11 protein-coding genes and 1 riboswitch are annotated in these 15,030 nt (G+C 58.5%); of the genes, 4 read left to right on the forward strand and 7 right to left on the reverse strand.

The features are described 5' to 3' along the window. A partial coding sequence (locus NKJ80_RS29960) for a hypothetical protein (RefSeq protein ID WP_352498897.1) occupies positions 1–335 on the forward strand: 335 nt, incomplete at its 5' end. Between the two features lie 496 nt (positions 336–831). Here the strand turns inward: NKJ80_RS29960 and NKJ80_RS29965 are convergent. Further along, positions 832–1,086, reverse strand: coding sequence for a hypothetical protein (locus NKJ80_RS29965; protein ID WP_023707826.1), 255 nt, complete (start codon positions 1,084–1,086; stop codon positions 832–834). Between the two features lie 339 nt (positions 1,087–1,425). Between NKJ80_RS29965 and NKJ80_RS29970 the strand changes: the two genes are divergently transcribed. Next, positions 1,426–1,638 (forward strand): cold-shock protein, encoded by a 213-nt coding sequence (locus NKJ80_RS29970; protein WP_023679670.1) that lies wholly within the window; start codon positions 1,426–1,428, stop codon positions 1,636–1,638. A gap of 226 nt (positions 1,639–1,864) precedes the next feature. Here the strand turns inward: NKJ80_RS29970 and NKJ80_RS29975 are convergent, their stop codons facing one another. Beyond that, a complete protein-coding gene (locus tag NKJ80_RS29975; RefSeq protein ID WP_023702968.1) occupies positions 1,865–2,338 on the reverse strand; it encodes a Ros/MucR family transcriptional regulator in 474 nt (157 codons plus the stop codon). A 1,161-nt stretch (positions 2,339–3,499) separates the two neighbouring features. On the opposite strand from NKJ80_RS29975, the gene NKJ80_RS29980 reads away from it, so the two are divergent. Next, positions 3,500–4,504 carry a glycosyltransferase family 10 domain-containing protein gene (locus tag NKJ80_RS29980; protein WP_196815046.1) on the forward strand — a complete coding sequence of 335 codons (1,005 nt, stop codon included), beginning with the start codon at positions 3,500–3,502 and terminating at the stop codon, positions 4,502–4,504. Between the two features lie 137 nt (positions 4,505–4,641). Here the strand turns inward: NKJ80_RS29980 and NKJ80_RS29985 are convergent, their stop codons facing one another. Next, entirely contained in the window at positions 4,642–4,995 is a 354-nt protein-coding gene (locus NKJ80_RS29985; RefSeq protein WP_023690586.1) for a hypothetical protein, read from the reverse strand. A 955-nt stretch (positions 4,996–5,950) separates the two neighbouring features. Here NKJ80_RS29985 and NKJ80_RS29990 point away from each other — a divergent pair. Continuing rightward, on the forward strand, positions 5,951–7,006 hold the full coding sequence (locus tag NKJ80_RS29990; protein WP_023685632.1) for a cytochrome-c peroxidase: 1,056 nt from the start codon (positions 5,951–5,953) through the stop codon (positions 7,004–7,006). A gap of 437 nt (positions 7,007–7,443) precedes the next feature. Here NKJ80_RS29990 and metE read toward each other — a convergent pair whose 3' ends face one another. The 4 genes from metE to glyA all read right to left on the reverse strand — a co-directional run bounded on the left by metE (position 7,444) and on the right by glyA (position 14,356). Next, positions 7,444–9,792, reverse strand: coding sequence for a 5-methyltetrahydropteroyltriglutamate--homocysteine S-methyltransferase (gene metE / locus NKJ80_RS29995; RefSeq protein WP_352498874.1), 2,349 nt, complete (start codon positions 9,790–9,792; stop codon positions 7,444–7,446). A gap of 91 nt (positions 9,793–9,883) precedes the next feature. Continuing rightward, positions 9,884–10,085: riboswitch (cobalamin riboswitch) on the reverse strand. A 606-nt stretch (positions 10,086–10,691) separates the two neighbouring features. After that, the gene (locus NKJ80_RS30000; RefSeq protein WP_352498875.1) at positions 10,692–11,684 is read right to left on the reverse strand and encodes an adenosine kinase; all 993 of its coding nucleotides are present in this window, start codon (positions 11,682–11,684) and stop codon (positions 10,692–10,694) included. 105 nt (positions 11,685–11,789) lie between these two features. Continuing rightward, a complete protein-coding gene (gene metK, locus NKJ80_RS30005) occupies positions 11,790–12,965 on the reverse strand; it encodes a methionine adenosyltransferase (RefSeq protein WP_352498876.1) in 1,176 nt (391 codons plus the stop codon). Positions 12,966–13,018: 53 nt separating this feature from the next. Further along, positions 13,019–14,356 (reverse strand): serine hydroxymethyltransferase, encoded by a 1,338-nt coding sequence (gene glyA, locus NKJ80_RS30010; protein WP_352498877.1) that lies wholly within the window; start codon positions 14,354–14,356, stop codon positions 13,019–13,021. Between the last annotated feature and the right edge of the window lie 674 nt (positions 14,357–15,030).

Here is a 15,030-nt window from a genome sequence, read left to right on the forward strand (position 1 = left end):
TCGAGACCAATGAAAACTGGATGGAGGCCAACCGATACATCAACATGGACGACCTGCGCGAGCACAAGAAGCTCGCTCTGCGCCAGCCGCATGACCAGCATCATGGCCGCCCCATTTTGCAGAACTTGACGCACACAACCTCAGAAAACATTCGAGGCATGTGGACAAGTCAGTCTGACATGTTGTGCATCCGACATTGTGGGCCATCGAACAGGGCTGAAGGCGACGCGAGCACGGCTGAGAATATCTTCTTCATTGGAAGACGATTGGGCGCGCTGCTGGGGAAGGGGGACGGGATGCGCTTCGAAGGCCGCTGCACCGACGGTCAGAATTGAAATGTTGTCGCTCCAGCGGACCGATGTCCTCGACAGTCAGACCGGGCGGTGCTGAAGGGTAGAGGCGTGAGCAGCGTAGCTAAGTGGGCGCGGACCCAGCTCGCGCGCGAAGACGGACCTGAAAAAAAACGGCGGGTGGCGACATTCGCGAGGCGCTGGAAAACGAGGTCGTAGGACTGGGCGGGAAAAACGATGCCGTTGCTGTCTTCTGGCGTGATGGCCTGCCGCGAGGCGGTTGAACCGTGATGAGTTGCTGCGGAAAGGGGAGTGTTTTCGCGGGACCTTGGTCAACGTAAGAAACAAACGTCGAGCTCGCCTTGGATGGGGGCATGCAGCACATTTGCCGCTGCAGGACAGCAGCACGGAAGCTGTCCGCGCTTGCCGTCGTCCATGGGAACCAAACAGCAGAATTTAGCGGTCGCGATTGATTTCATGTGCATAAAATACCGCCTGGTGCGCTCGGCTGCAAATGCACCCTGGCGAGTGGTCGCTTAGGTCAAGAGCATCGCGTGAGTAACAGCCTTACCTTGCTCAACCTGATGCGCGCTAACCGCCTCGCCGGATTGTGGAACTGCTCGGGGGTGGCTTCTACCACAAACAGCAAGGTCATGAAATCAAGCAGGAAGTCGTCAATCGCTTGGGCGATTGTTTCTGACTTGCCCTTGAACTGGTCCAGCAAAACGCGCGCGCTATCGATCGCTTCCACGCTGGTCGCATCGATCAACCCCTCGACCCTCTTGAAACAGTCCAACTCGAAACTCCTTAAAGCGCTTCCAAGCCGTTATGCACGAAGGCAGCTCCGTGAACTACCCGGCCTTTTACCTGACGGCACGAGCAGCAGTCGGCCTTACGTCTCGTGCCAAAGCACGAGCTATAGACCTGGGCGCTGAGGAGCGTTGGAAGATCGAGCGCTTCCGGCCTCTGAGCGGTAGTGTGGACAGTGCTTGCTGGCGGCTACGCCAACAATGGAGTGCGCCAGCTGATTGGGGCTTAACAATTTTTCGCTTTTTGCTGCGCCCAAGTCTCGGCTATGACTCGGACAGGCCCAATGGCCTGCCCCACGTTGCAATTGTAAAAGAGGAATAATTATATGCCGACTGGAACGGTAAAGTGGTTCAACAGCACCAAAGGGTTTGGATTTATCCAGCCCGACAATGGCGGTCCGGATGTTTTCGTCCACATTTCCGCTGTCGAACGCGCGGGCCTCTCGACCCTCGCTGACGGCCAGAAGATCAACTATGAGATCGAGCAGGACCGCCGCACTGGCAAGTCCTCAGCTGGCAGCCTGAGCAAAGCTGGTTGAAATTTTCTCCTGCGAAGTCGCAAGAGTGGGCGTGTAGGCACGGAAGTGCTCACTGCCGCTCGATAGGGACGAGCAAAAGTGAGGGCAGCAGATTGCTGCATGGGTCGCGAATTCCTCATGAAACAAGTTGTTGGAAAGGAAGGCGGGGTTGGCCCCGCCTTTTTTATGCGACGCCCAGATTAAGCCGACGGCTGCAACGCTGCAGAAGGAATTTCAATTGCCGCAATCAAGCCGCGACCTTCTTGCGAGTTCGCTTCGTCGGCACCGGCGCTTCCGGCTCTTTCGGCGCTTTCGGTTTGCGGCCGAGCCCCATCGTTTTCGCCAGTGACGAACGCTTCGCGGCGTAGTTCGGCGCCACCATGGGATAATCCACCGGCAGGCCCCATTTGGCCCGATATTCACCCGGCGTCAGCCCATAGTGGGTCGACAGATGGCGCTTTAAAGATTTGAATTTCTTCCCGTCTTCAAGGGAGATGATGTAGTCCGGTGTCACCGACTTCCTGATCGGGACTGCAGGCGTAAGGGCAACCGGCTCTTGTGCAGAGATACCTCCGGCCGTCGCTCTCAGAGCCGCATGCACTTGGCCGATGAGGGCAGGGAGATCCCCCACCGGGATCGGATTGTTGGACACGTAGGCCGACACGACGTCGGCGGCAAGCTCAATGAGGGTGTCGACGTTTTTTCCGGCTTCTTCTGTCATGAAACTCTCCAGGGGTGAAACATAGTCAGCGAAGCGTCGCTTCATAGGGCCGGTTGCCGCTGAAAGCAACAATGTCTCTGACTGCGTTATTGCCAATGCTCGTCCAGAAGCGACATCGATGCGCCATATTTCGCGGCGTGACCGCTGAGCCACTCGTTGTTGGCGACCCTGCCGAGGTGCGTGGCGCGTGCCGCTCTAACTTAGCGCCGAAGTCGCTAGTAGCCTCGAGGCTAAGCGCGCTGTTTTTGTCTCGCTTTGCTTCTTTGGACTGTGAAATCGAGCGATAGTGGTCGCTTGATGGTGGGCGTCAGGGACGATGGAACAAACGTTCATTGGCAATGGCCAAAGTGATGTAAGTTCATCGCCGGTGAGCCGCTCTTGCAAAGGGGCTGGGAACCGCCGCTGATAAACCTAGGACATCAATGTATTTCGAGGCGTTTCTTAGCCGGTCCTGGAGAGGCGGCAATGGCTGCGGATGACACCTGTCCAGGATATCAAACAGCGCGGCGACCGGCAGCTTCTCGAATCTGGAGCGGCTTCTCGCAAGTTGGCGCCGCGCCGAGAGGCCGGGCAAGGACAGTGAGCCGCCTGCATCAATGATATGCATCAACCAGCCAGCGACGCGTCCTCATACAGAATGCCGCGACCGGCCGTGTGATCTCGCCGGTAGTCGCCGAGGCCCTCTGCATGAAGCCTCGTGATGTGCTGACGATCAACCAGGCCAGAAAGGTCGACGTCCTGAAGCAGGGATGACATGAGTTTGCCACTATGCGCAGGCTTGCCATGCCCTTCCGCGGCATTTTGCGGGGCCTGTGAGTTGGGCAAGCTCGGCACTTCGATCGACTTGGCGTCACCCGGCTCATCGCCAACACGCGTTTCGGTCTGGTCCTACGCCGTGTGACGTTGACTCCGTTCGCGATGCCATTGAACTGCCGTGGAGAGCGGCCGAGGCGGAAGGGCTGATCAACCGCCTGAAGACGATCAAACGTACCATTAGGCAGCGCCGGCTGCGAACTCCTTAGGCACGCATGCTGCCACTCAGCCGGCCTGATCACCACACGAAGCGAGGAAGAACCTGGTCAAGTGCAAAGCGACAATTGCCTCGACAGCAGGTCCCGGAAGGTTTATGCTGCCCGATGTTACCGCAATCCTGAATGGCGATTGAGTACCTTCACGACTGAAGGGAGTGGAACTGCTTTGTCGGCCAAATTGTTGACGGAACGCCCGGCGCCCATTGTTGCTACATGTCTAGATTCTTGGGGCGTTTTGGATGATGCAATCCACCATCTCACTCCAAAGGGCAGTGGAATCTGGAACAACGTCGCTTTTGTACGCACTACATCCTTCGTGCCCGATTGGCATATTGTCTTTAACTCTGCTTCTCTTTTTGGGCTCCCTGTTGATATCGAGGCGAGCCCAAACAGGACAATCTTTGCAATCGGCGAACCGCCGACGAAAGCTCATCGTGCATTTCATGAAGGGCAGGGGAAGAATACTATCGTCCTGACGTCTGACGAAGAGCTGGCTGCTCGGCAGAATGCAGCGCGCCGATTCGTTTTGTCTCCACCTATCACTCGGTCTTGGTCTGTAAACAAGACATATGACCAACTTCTGGTCAGCGAAGTCGTGGATAAGCCGCTTCGGCTCTCATGGATTACCAGTAACATCGCCCTGCTAAAAGGACATCGATATCGGCTGGCGTTTCTGGAACGGCTGAGAAAGGAGCTCGATTTTGACCTGTTCGGCCGAGGTTTTCGGCTGATTGGAGATAAATGGAACGCACTCGCACCTTACCGTTACAGTATAGCGTTCGAGAATACTCGTGCTGACTACTATTTTACAGAGAAGCTTATGGACTGCTTCGTTGCTGAAACAATGCCGATCTATTACGGCAGCCCAGCAATCACGAGGTTCTTCCCTTCGGACTCTATGGTTCTGATTGACCCAGAGGACAAGAACGTAACCCAAAAAATTCAAGAAATCATCAACTCAGACCTCTGGAAGGAACGTCGCGGCGCAATAAGAGAGGCGAAGCGGCTAGTCCTCGAGAAATACAATACGTTTGCTTATCTCGCGGGCTTCATCGAAAGCGTTCAGGATAAACCCTTACCGCCAGAAATTATACACATCGAATCGCCTGAAGTTGATTTTGCAACAGACGAATGAATTAATCCAACGCTCGCTTCGCGTGCCCGGCGGTTGGTGGTCTGGCGAGATCGGTGCGGAGCGCTCGGCAGAGAATGCCTGCTGCGCAGACGGGCCGGCACGGGCGCACAAGGTCATGCGCCCCCGGCTGCCGCTGATCAGACGAACTGGGGAAGGCCAGGAACGGAATTGAGGACCTCGTCCACGAGTTCGTCGCCGGCATGTTCCTTGGCGCAGGCGATCGTCTCGTTGGCGAGGGCGGCGATCTTTGCCATGCTGAGACCCTCACCCATCAATTGCTGCCCGAGCCCCATAAGGCCGCCACCCTCTGGGTCGTCGCCATGATACTTCGCTACTAATTCCGAAGCTCCCGGAATGGCCTCGATCATGCGCGCGCCGGGACCGTCGGCCGCGTGGCTCCGCAGGAAACCCAGCATTAACCCAACGGCCTTCTCTGCGAGAGCCGGGCCGATGCCGGCACCAGTGGCGATGCGCGGTAAGATTTCTTCCATGCAGGGTCTCTCTCTCTTTGATTAGGTTTACAAGGGGCCGGTCCGGCGCCCCGCGCCCTTGGCCGAACCACAATGGAACTCCACTAAATAGGCCAGCGGAAGTGCTATTGCGCCTAAAACCGCCTCTGTCAACGCAAGCTGCGTCGGAAGTGCGTGTTTCGCAAACCGAAGATCATTGCAATTCACTTCAGTACGCATTGGCAACCGCACAGTTTGCGTTGGCTCGCTTATGGGCCAATGCCCCCCGCCCGTCAAATGATGACGACCAACGTGGTCGGCGCCTAGGATCTGTGGATCAAGGTGAGGCAGTTACAGCGGGTGGACCTGCTCAAGCGCGGCGCCGTCGACACAAAGGGCTAGATTGGCGATACTGCGCGTGTTGGCCATGTCTTTCCTGGCGTGATGGGATGTTCGTAGAAGCGGAGCTATATGCCGGTGTGACGGTCCACAAAGGCGGAACGCCTATTCCGATACGAGATCCATACTGTCGTATAGACCGTCGCTGCTTAGGTGTTGAAACCGCCATCGCTGGTGACATCACAATGTGCAGTCGGCGGGTCGACAAGGCCGATTGCGTAATCAGCAGGTCAGGAGGAACGAATGAACCCTGACGTTTCAGAAGCTCACTTTTCGCAAGGCGTGCAGCGCACATCGTGCAAGAGATTGCCAGTCTTGCGGATGCTGTCGACTTTCTCAGCCTTGGCTGGAAGATCGCAGTGACCGAATCTACGAAGCCGCCCTCAGGGCGTGCTTTGATGCATACAACCGGTTGCCGACCAGGGATACCCCTCCTCCCTGAAGTCCAATCGAGAAGAGCGATCCTTCCAAGAGGGTCCCAGCTCAGCTGCGAAAACAGGTGTGAGACCCCGTCCTCTCCCTCAAGCTGATCTAGCTCAGGGCGTTCATGAGCCGCAGATCGCATAATGGCTGCGTGGACGACGCAGGAAGACCAATTATGAAAATCCTATTCAGTACGATGGCTGTCACCTTGCTGGCACCCACCGCCTTTGCTGCGGATTCGATCCCCACCGACCTCAGAGATACGGCATTGGCCACCTTCACGGCTTTGCCATCCACCACGCCGACAGTCGCCAACAACCCGATCACCCCGGAAAAGATCGCTCTCGGCAAGGCACTGTTCTTCGATCCACGCGTCTCGGCGTCAGGCGTCTTGTCGTGCAATTCATGCCACAACCTGGCCACCGGCGGCGACGACAATCACGAAACCTCGATTGGCCATGGTTGGCAGAAGGGACAGCGCAACGCGCCGACTGTACTGAACGCTGTCTTCAACATCGCCCAGTTCTGGGATGGTCGTGCCGAAGACCTGAAGGCTCAGGCGAAGGGACCGGTCCAAGCCGGGATCGAAATGGCCAATACACCGGGCCAACTCATCGCCACTCTCAAGTCCATGCCGCAATATGTCGAGTGGTTCGATGCAGCCTTTCCGGCTGAAGCCGATCGGGTCACCTTCGACAACTTCGCCAAGGCGATCGAAGCCTTCGAGGCGACACTGGTCACACCTGCCCCGTTCGACAGCTTCCTGAATGGTGATGAGGTTGCCATGACTTCCGAACAGAAACAGGGCCTGGTGCTTTTCATGGACAAAGGCTGCTCGTCCTGCCATGCCGGCATCAACGTTGGTGGGCAAGCCTATTACCCATTCGGCCTCGTGGAACGGCCCAGCGCCGAAGTCCTGCCGGACAAAGACAAGGGCCGATTTGAGGTCACCAATGCAGCCGACGATTCCTATGTCTTCCGCGTGGCGCCGCTGCGCAACGTTGCACTCACCGCGCCATACTTTCATTCGGGCAAGGTTTGGGATCTGAAACAGGCCGTCGCCATTATGGGGACCACCCAGCTCGGCGTAGTACTGGCGGACGAAGAAGTTGACCTGCTTGTTGCCTTCCTCAACTCGCTGACCGGAGAGGCACCTGACGTCGCCTATCCCATCTTACCCTCAGAAACGGCGACAACGCCCCGGCCTGTAACGCAGATCTCAGGAAAATAAGGGCCAACTGGCTGCGGACTCGCAATCGAAAATGATTGGCGATTTTTACTTGGCGGCACGAATTGCGACGTCCATCTCCGAATTGGCGGGACGCTAGCGATACCCGAACCCTGCCACCTCGCCCGTAGTCTGCGCGATCAACTGGGGGCGGACAGACGCAGCACCATATATTGTCGCTGCCTGAGCGAACGCGCCAAGCAGTCTACTTTGAGAAACGACGCGTGTCCGATTTGTTCGAGGCGCGGGGCCTGTATGTCCCCAAGGAACCGATATTATAGCGTAGTGCCACATTTATATTTCTGCGGGATTAAGACACGTCCGTAGGGAAATTGCACATTTGCGCCGAGTGGCTCATTTCCAAGAGTGTGCCGGTTTGGCATGTTCACGGCCGACAGGAGCCAGCCGGTAGCTCACCACACGGTGAGGAAGGAGAAGCCTCAGGCCACTTTCTCCCGGAGCGCGCGCGCTGCAGCGACCATGTTCATGAGGGCAGGGCGGACCTCCTCCCATTTGCGTGTTTTGAGGCCACAGTCCGGGTTTACCCACAGTTGGCCGTCGGACAGTCGCTCGCGGGCAAGCATGATTAGGTCCGAAATCTCGCAGACCTCCGGCACACGTGGTGAGTGAATGTCATAGACGCCGGGACCGATCTCGTTCGGATATTTGGAGCTCGTGAAGGCGTCCAGCAGTTCCATCTTCGAGCGCGACGTCTCAATCGAAATGACATCCGCATCCATTCCAGCGATCGCGTCGATGATCTCGTTGAACTCCGAATAACACATGTGGGTATGGATTTGAGTCGCGTCCTTTACACCCGTTGAAGCGATCCGGAAGCATTCGACAGCCCAGTCGAGATAGGCTTTCCAGTCAGATTGGCGCAGTGGCAATCCTTCGCGAAACGCGGCCTCATCGATCTGGATCATCCTTGCGCCGGACCTTTCGAGATCCGTCACTTCGTCGCGGATGGCGAGCGCGATCTGGCGGCAGGCTTCGGAGCGGGGTACGTCGTCGCGAACAAAGGACCAGTTGAGAATGGTGACTGGGCCTGTGAGCATTCCCTTCACGGGCTTTTCCGTAAGCGACTGGGCGAATTGCCACCAGCGCACCGTCATCGGATTGCGCCTCGATACGTCCCCGAAGATGATGGGGGGACGCACGTAGCGCGACCCATAGCTTTGCACCCAGGCATGCTGAGTGAAGGCGAAGCCGGACAGCTGCTCGCCGAAATGCTGTACCATATCGTTTCGTTCGAACTCACCGTGCACCAGCACGTCCAGCCCGATCTCTTCCTGCCAACGAATTGCTGACTCGATCTCCTTCTTCAGGAAAATCTCGTAGTCGACATAACTGAGCTGGCCCTTCGCATGAGCGGACCGCGCGCGGCGTACCTGCGGCGTCTGCGGGAAGGACCCGATTGTCGTCGTCGGGAACGGCGGCAGCCCGAGCGTGCCGGCCTGGACTCTGGAGCGCTCGCCAAAAGCGCTCTCCCGTCGTTTCATGCTATGGTCAATGCTGGCGATCCGCCCCTCAACAAGCGGATCATGGATCTTCGTGGACGTCAAGCGAGTGGCGGCAGCCTCGGCAGTCGCTTTCAACGCGCCTGCCACCGCATCCCTGCCTTGGGACAGGGCCCGGGCCAGCAAGACCAGCTCGTCGGTCTTCTGGGCCGCGAAGGCGAGCCACGACCTGATGTCGGCCTCGAGTTCCGTCTCCATGCGCAGGTCAATCGGCACATGCAGCATCGAGCAAGAAGGCGCGATTTCGACGCGGTCCAAGGGCCAGCCGGCGACGATCGGTTTGATGCGGTCGAGAATGGCGGGCAGGTTCGCACGCCAGACGTTGCGGCCATCGATCAAGCCGAGCGAGAGCACCAGATCCTTCGGAGCGAGCCGACCCACCGTTTCCAGCTGCTCGGGAGCGCGCACGAGATCAATATGCAGGCCGGCCAGGGGCAGAGAAACCGCGGTTTCGAGATTGTCTCCCAGCGACCCGAAATACGTAGCCAGCATGATCTTCAGCTCGGGCGCGGCTTTCGACAGCTGGCCATAGGCGAATTCGAACGCAGCTCGTTCGTTCGGGTTCAGATCGAGGACAAGCGCTGGCTCATCGATCTGGACCCAGTCGGCTCCCGACAGCTTCAGCCTCTGCAGGAGCTGCTCGTAAACGGGCAGCAGCTGCGGTAGGAGCGCGATGGGACCGAACCCTTCGGCAGGCGATTTCGCCAGCTTGAGGAAGGTGATGGGTCCAAGGATGACTGGGCGTGTGTGAATGCCGAGAGCTTTAGCCTCGAGGAAGTAATCGACCGGCTTCGTTGACGAGAGGGCGAACGTCTGATCATCATGGAGCTCCGGCACAATGTAGTGGTAGTTGGTGTCAAACCACTTGGTCATTTCCATCGCGGCTACACCAGGTCCATGAGCCGCCTCCTGGTGACCAGCGTGTCCACAATCCTCCGTCTGACCCTGGTTGCCGCGCGCCATTGCGAAGTAGATGTCAAGTGGGACCTCGCCGCTATTCCAACCGTACCGGGATGGAATGGCGCCGACCGTGGCTGCGGTGTCGAGCACATGGTCGTAAAGCGAGAAGTCGTTCGAGGGGATTTTTGACACGCCGCGATCGCGCTGCTCCTCCCAGCTAGCGGCACGGAGTGCCTTCGACGTCCCAAGAAGGTCGCCAGCGGACGATTTTCCGGACCAGTAGCTTTCAAGGGCGAATTTCAGTTCTCGCCGACGACCGAAGCGCGGCACGCCGAGCGTTGCTACAGGAATTTGCTGAGAGACAGTCATGTCATACCCCGATGGTTGGGGGCGTCGGTGACAAGGAAGGCGCTAGCAGGCCGGCACGCCGGTTGCAGCGGCCACCGAGACACCCCGCCCGTGGACGTAATTCGTCGTGGCAGGTCTCCTGGCTCGCGGGGTCATAGCCTCTACCCATCTTCCCGAGGGTATTCGCCTCAGTGACATGAGTGGGTTGACTCGCCGCTAACAGTTGCGGGGGCAGCGCCGGCATCGCACCGGCTTCCCTCTTAGCTTCGCTGCGGCAGCGCCGCACGCGAAGAACCACGACACGCAGACAATCACAACAATCCGCTCTCTTGTCAATGACGCATAACGAAATGTTTATGTCGTTATGCGATCGCGCTTTTACGTTTGTCTAACATTGGTGAAATAGCCAGTCGCCCTTGGCGGCGCTGCTGCGCTGCCAGCATTGTCCAACTAATGGATTCCTGTCGGGCTGCGACATCCCTCGCAGGTCGCCCATGAAGGATCTCGGACGAGACTTCAAGCGCGTGACAACGTCGTTAGAATGCAGAAGATCCCAGCGAGCTTTGACACAGTTCCGCCACTGCGATGATCGCGTCAGTAGGGCGGCTGGTTAGTTGCCCGCATTCGGCATCGTGGGACGTGATCGCAAGTCAAGTCCGACGGACGCCGCGAGTTCTCCGTTACCTCAGGAACCTTACTGGCCTTCCCCAAGCTGAGCTTCTGGAAAATGCTGGTGACGATCTGGATGACGGTGAATGCCGTCATGGCAAGCACGCCTTGCACCGCTCCTCCAGCGAGCTTCACGGCAGCAGCATGGTCAGTTCTCCGAAGCGAATGGCTGTCGCTATCAGCGAGCTTTGACACAGTTCCGCCACTGCGGTCATCGCGTCAGTAGGGCGGCTGGTTAGTTGCCCGCGCATCTACAGCAACCCAGCCCCTTCCGCCTCGCGGCGCAAATTCTGCCTTGGCCTTGGGCCGATCTGCTGGATCACCAGGCCGGCCGCCAGCGAGCCAAGGTCGCCGCAATCCTTCAGGCTGCGCCCCGAGGTGTAGCCGTAGAGGAAACCGGCGGCGTAGAGGTCGCCGGCGCCGGTGGTGTCGACCAACTCCTTGATGGCGGTCGCCTCGATGACCACGGTCTCGTCGCCGCGCACGATCACCGAGCCTTTTTCGGAACGGGTGACGGCGGCAATCTTGCAGTCCTTGCGGATCTGAGCCAGCGCCTCGTCGAAGGATTTTGTCTGGTAGAGCGACTTGATCTCGTGGCTGTTGGCAAAGACGATGTCGACAGTGCCCGAGCGCATCAGCTCGAGGAACTCGTCCCGGTAGCGGTCGACGCAGAACGAATCCGACAACGTCATCGACACTTCGCGGCCGGCGGCATGCGCCAGTTTCGCCGTCTGCCGGATCGCCTCCTTGGCGCGCGGCGGATCCCACAGATAGCCCTCGAAATAGGTCACCTTGGCGCCGGACGCCTTGTCGGCCTCGACATCTTCCGGCCCGAGTTCGACGCAGGCGCCGAGATAGGTGTTCATCGAGCGCTCGCCGTCCGGGGTGACGAAGATCATCGAGCGCGCCGTCGGCGGCTGGCCCTCGAGCGGCCTGGTGTCGAAGGCGACGCCCTGGGCATGGATGTCATGCGCGTAGATTTCGCCGAGCGGATCGTTCGACACCTTGCCGAAGAAGGCGGCGCGGCCGCCGAAGCTGGCAATGCCCGCCGCCGTATTGCCGGCGCTGCCGCCGGAGGCCTCGATCGCCGGCCCCATGCGGCTGTAGAGCAGCTCGGCGCGCTTGGTATCGATGAGGTTCATCGCACCCTTGATGATGCCGTTGGTCTCGAGAAAAGCGTCGTCGCACTGGGCGATGATGTCGACAATGGCATTGCCGATGCAAAGCACGTCATAATCCGGCATCAATGTCTCCGCCAAAAACCCGAGCCGGCTTCTCGCCACCCTGCCAGGCGCGAGTCTGCCCGGTGGAAATGGGCTTTCCGCTTGCCAATCCGTTCGCCGGCGGCTTCACGGGGCGGCGAGTCCTGCCTCGCGACGCAATTCGTCCGCCCTGTCTGTCTTCTCCCAGGTGAAATCAGGCTCTTCACGTCCGAAATGGCCATACGTCGCTGTATTGCGGTATATAGGGCGTAAGAGATCAAGCATCTTGATAATGCCTTTCGGTCTGAGATCGAACAACTCAAGAATGAGGCGCTCGATCCTGCTTTCCTCAACCCTGGCTGTCCCGAACGTGTTGACCATGACGGAAACCGGACTGGCCACGCCGATTGCGTAAGCAAGCTGCACCTCGCACACGTCCGCAAGTCCGCTAGCGACGATGTTCTTTGCGACATAGCGGGCTGCATAGGCAGCCGAGCGGTCAACCTTGGACGGGTCCTTGCCCGAGAAGGCGCCGCCGCCATGACGACCCATCCCGCCATAGGAATCGACGATGATCTTGCGTCCAGTGAGACCGCAGTCGCCGCGCGGCCCGCCGACTACGAACCGCCCCGTCGGGTTGACCAGAATTCTGATGCCTTCCGTCTCCAGGTGGGTCGGCAGGACAGGCTTTATGATTTCCTCAATGACGCCCTCGCGGACAGTCTCTTGCGAGACCTGCTCGTTATGTTGCGTCGACACGACGATGGTATCCAGGGCGACCGGGCGCAACCCCTCATAGCGCACTGAGACTTGGGATTTCATGTCAGGACGCAACCAGCCAAGCTGTTGTGCCTTCCGGACATACGCCTGCCGTTTCGTCAAGCGATGAGCGAGCTGGATCGGCAAAGGCATCAGGGTATCGGTTTCGCGGCATGCGTAGCCGAACATGAGGCCCTGATCTCCCGCTCCCTGCTGGAGGTCTTGCCCTCTTCCCTCGTCAACGCCTTGGCTGATGTCGGGCGACTGCTCGGTGAGGGCATGAACGACGGAGCAACGCCGGCCGTCAAAGCCGACGGCCTCGTCGTCGTACCCAATGTCGAGAATCGTATCGCGCGCAACTTGGCTGTAATCCACCTGGGCATCGCTGGTGATCTCGCCAGCCAGAACGACTATCCCTGATTTTACCAACGCTTCACAGGCGACGCGCGCCTTGGGATCTGTGCGGAGGATGGCATCGAGGATGGCATCCGAGATGTTGTCGGCCAACTTATCCGGGTGCCCCGCGCCAACCGATTCGGAAGAGAACACGAACTGCCTAGCCATGAATACCTCGCTTCGGATGTTGGATGTGGTATGGGCATTTTGCTTGGCCCACCTTACTTGTCGGAGATGCCCGGGACCTCGAACGCAGCGCACAAGTCGGCAACGTCTCTTCGCACGCAGGCATGGAGATCTTCGTCGTCTGGCCGCTGGAGGACGGAGTCAATGAAGCCAGCAATTTGCACCATTTCCACATCGCGCATGCCCATTGACGTCACTGCTGGCGCCCCCAGGCGAATTCCGCTTGTGACCGCCGGATGCCGCGGGTCGCCAGGCACCATATTAAAGTTTGTGATGATTCCTGCCTTTGCTAGTCGCTCGGCATAGGCCTTGCCCGATAGTGGCCGATCGCGAAGATCAAGGATCAGCATGTGATTGTCCGTCCCCCCGGTAACCAGGTCATAACCTCGCTCAAGCAGTGCATGTGCCAGAGCCTTGGCATTCTTGACCGTCTGTTGGCCGTAGCCTCGGAAGGACGGGTTCGCGGCTTCGTGCAAGGCAACCGCTAGCGCAGCGATGGCATTCATGTGAGGTCCGCCTTGCAGGTGAGGGAAGACCGCCCGGTCTATTCGTCTGGCGAGATTGTATTTGCTCTTTGTATGATACAGGGCCTGATAGCGATCTTCGTTCCTTGACAAAATGAAGCCACCGCGGGGACCGCGGATCGACTTGTGGGACGTGCTGCTGACCACGTCGCAATGGCCCACGGGATTCGGGTGCGCTCCCGCGGCAATCAGGCCGCTGATGTGCGCAATGTCGGCTACGAGATAGGAGTTCGCTTCCAGGGCAATTTCTGCCATTGCCGCGTAGTCAAAGACACGCGGGTAAGCGGTTCCGCCGACCCAAATGAGCCGCGGCCGTTCCCGCTTGGCTGTCTCGCGCAAGCGGTCATAGTCAATCTGCTGTGTCTTTTCATCTAGTCCATAGGGCACGCGTTGATAGTCAGTTCCGGAAAAGTTGATGGCCCAACCATGAGTCAGATGGCCCCCTTCCGGAAGGGGCAAGCCCATGACTTTGTCACCGGGACTCAAAAGCGCACGATAGACAGCCTGGTTGGCCGGCGAGCCGGAATAAGGCTGGACGTTGGCATGCTCGCTGCCAAATAGCGTTTTCAGGCGCCCAATGGCCAGATCCTCAAGCTCATCAACGATCTCGTTTCCAGCGTAGTAGCGCGCGCCGGGGTACCCCTCGGCGTACTTGTTCGTGAAAATTGAGCCGTTCGCTTCCAGCACGGCCGAGGACGCAAAGTTCTCTGAGGCGATGAGCTTGAGGGTCGTCCGCTCCTGCTGCTCCTGTCTCAGAAGCAGCTCGTGAACGCGGCAATCAACCGCGGCCAAGGAAGACCGCCCATAGGTGTCGGGCTGTGCGATCGCGTCGTCGGCGGAGTTGTCCATGGTAGCTTCGCACTCCAATTGGATTGACCTACTTCACTATCAGGCATGCGGTACCCTTCGGCCGCGTGTTTCGTACCGCTTCAAGCCTTTGCAGGTCCTGTTTATGATAGCCGTCGCGATGGGGCAGGAGATCGACCAATAATCGAACCAGCCCGCCGTCGTTGGATTCTGCTTTGAGATGGTACGAGCGCCACGGAGGCTGTTCGTTGCAGCAAAGCAAGTCGGCTCTGGCGAGTAGCCGGACGTGTCGCGCAACCCGCTCTCGACACACGCCCAGAATCTCCGCTAGCTCGCAGACAGTTAGGTCCGCATGCGCACAAAGGCCCAGGATTCGAAGGCGATCAGAATGGGCTGCCATGCGCAGGCGACTGACCAGTGCCATCATGGGTCAGGCCCAAGTTCTACCGAATTTCTCATTTCCCGTTCTCCACAGAAGTTGCAGCTTTCGAAGGTTGTCCAACGACCAGACAAATCTTGGTGGCCGTGACCGACCGCCGAAATCGCTGTGTCGAACAAACTAATGGGCGCTCTTCTTGCCATTGCCTTTAGCCGAAATTTGCAAGCAGTTCGGCGAGTCGGAGGACAAGCGGCGCCACGGTTTGACCACTGATCTCAGACGTTGCAATAAGCCTACCATTCACAGCGAGCCGGAGTTGCTAAGAGTCTATGAATTT

This window comes from Mesorhizobium sp. M0030 (assembly GCF_040323695.1).
Classification (GTDB): Bacteria; Pseudomonadota; Alphaproteobacteria; order Rhizobiales; family Rhizobiaceae; genus Mesorhizobium.

Excerpts from the sequence above, each read along its gene's own strand:
- NKJ80_RS29970 (WP_023679670.1), top strand. The coding sequence starts at position 1,426 with ATGCCGACTGGAACGGTAAAGTGGTTCAACAGCACCAAAGGGTTTGGA.
- NKJ80_RS29975 (WP_023702968.1), bottom strand. The coding sequence starts at position 2,338 with ATGACAGAAGAAGCCGGAAAAAACGTCGACACCCTCATTGAGCTTGCC.
- NKJ80_RS29985 (WP_023690586.1), bottom strand. The coding sequence starts at position 4,995 with ATGGAAGAAATCTTACCGCGCATCGCCACTGGTGCCGGCATCGGCCCG.
- NKJ80_RS29990 (WP_023685632.1), top strand. The coding sequence starts at position 5,951 with ATGAAAATCCTATTCAGTACGATGGCTGTCACCTTGCTGGCACCCACC.
- metE (WP_352498874.1), bottom strand. The coding sequence starts at position 9,792 with ATGACTGTCTCTCAGCAAATTCCTGTAGCAACGCTCGGCGTGCCGCGC.
- NKJ80_RS30000 (WP_352498875.1), bottom strand. The coding sequence starts at position 11,684 with ATGCCGGATTATGACGTGCTTTGCATCGGCAATGCCATTGTCGACATC.
- metK (WP_352498876.1), bottom strand. The coding sequence starts at position 12,965 with ATGGCTAGGCAGTTCGTGTTCTCTTCCGAATCGGTTGGCGCGGGGCAC.
- glyA (WP_352498877.1), bottom strand. The coding sequence starts at position 14,356 with ATGGACAACTCCGCCGACGACGCGATCGCACAGCCCGACACCTATGGG.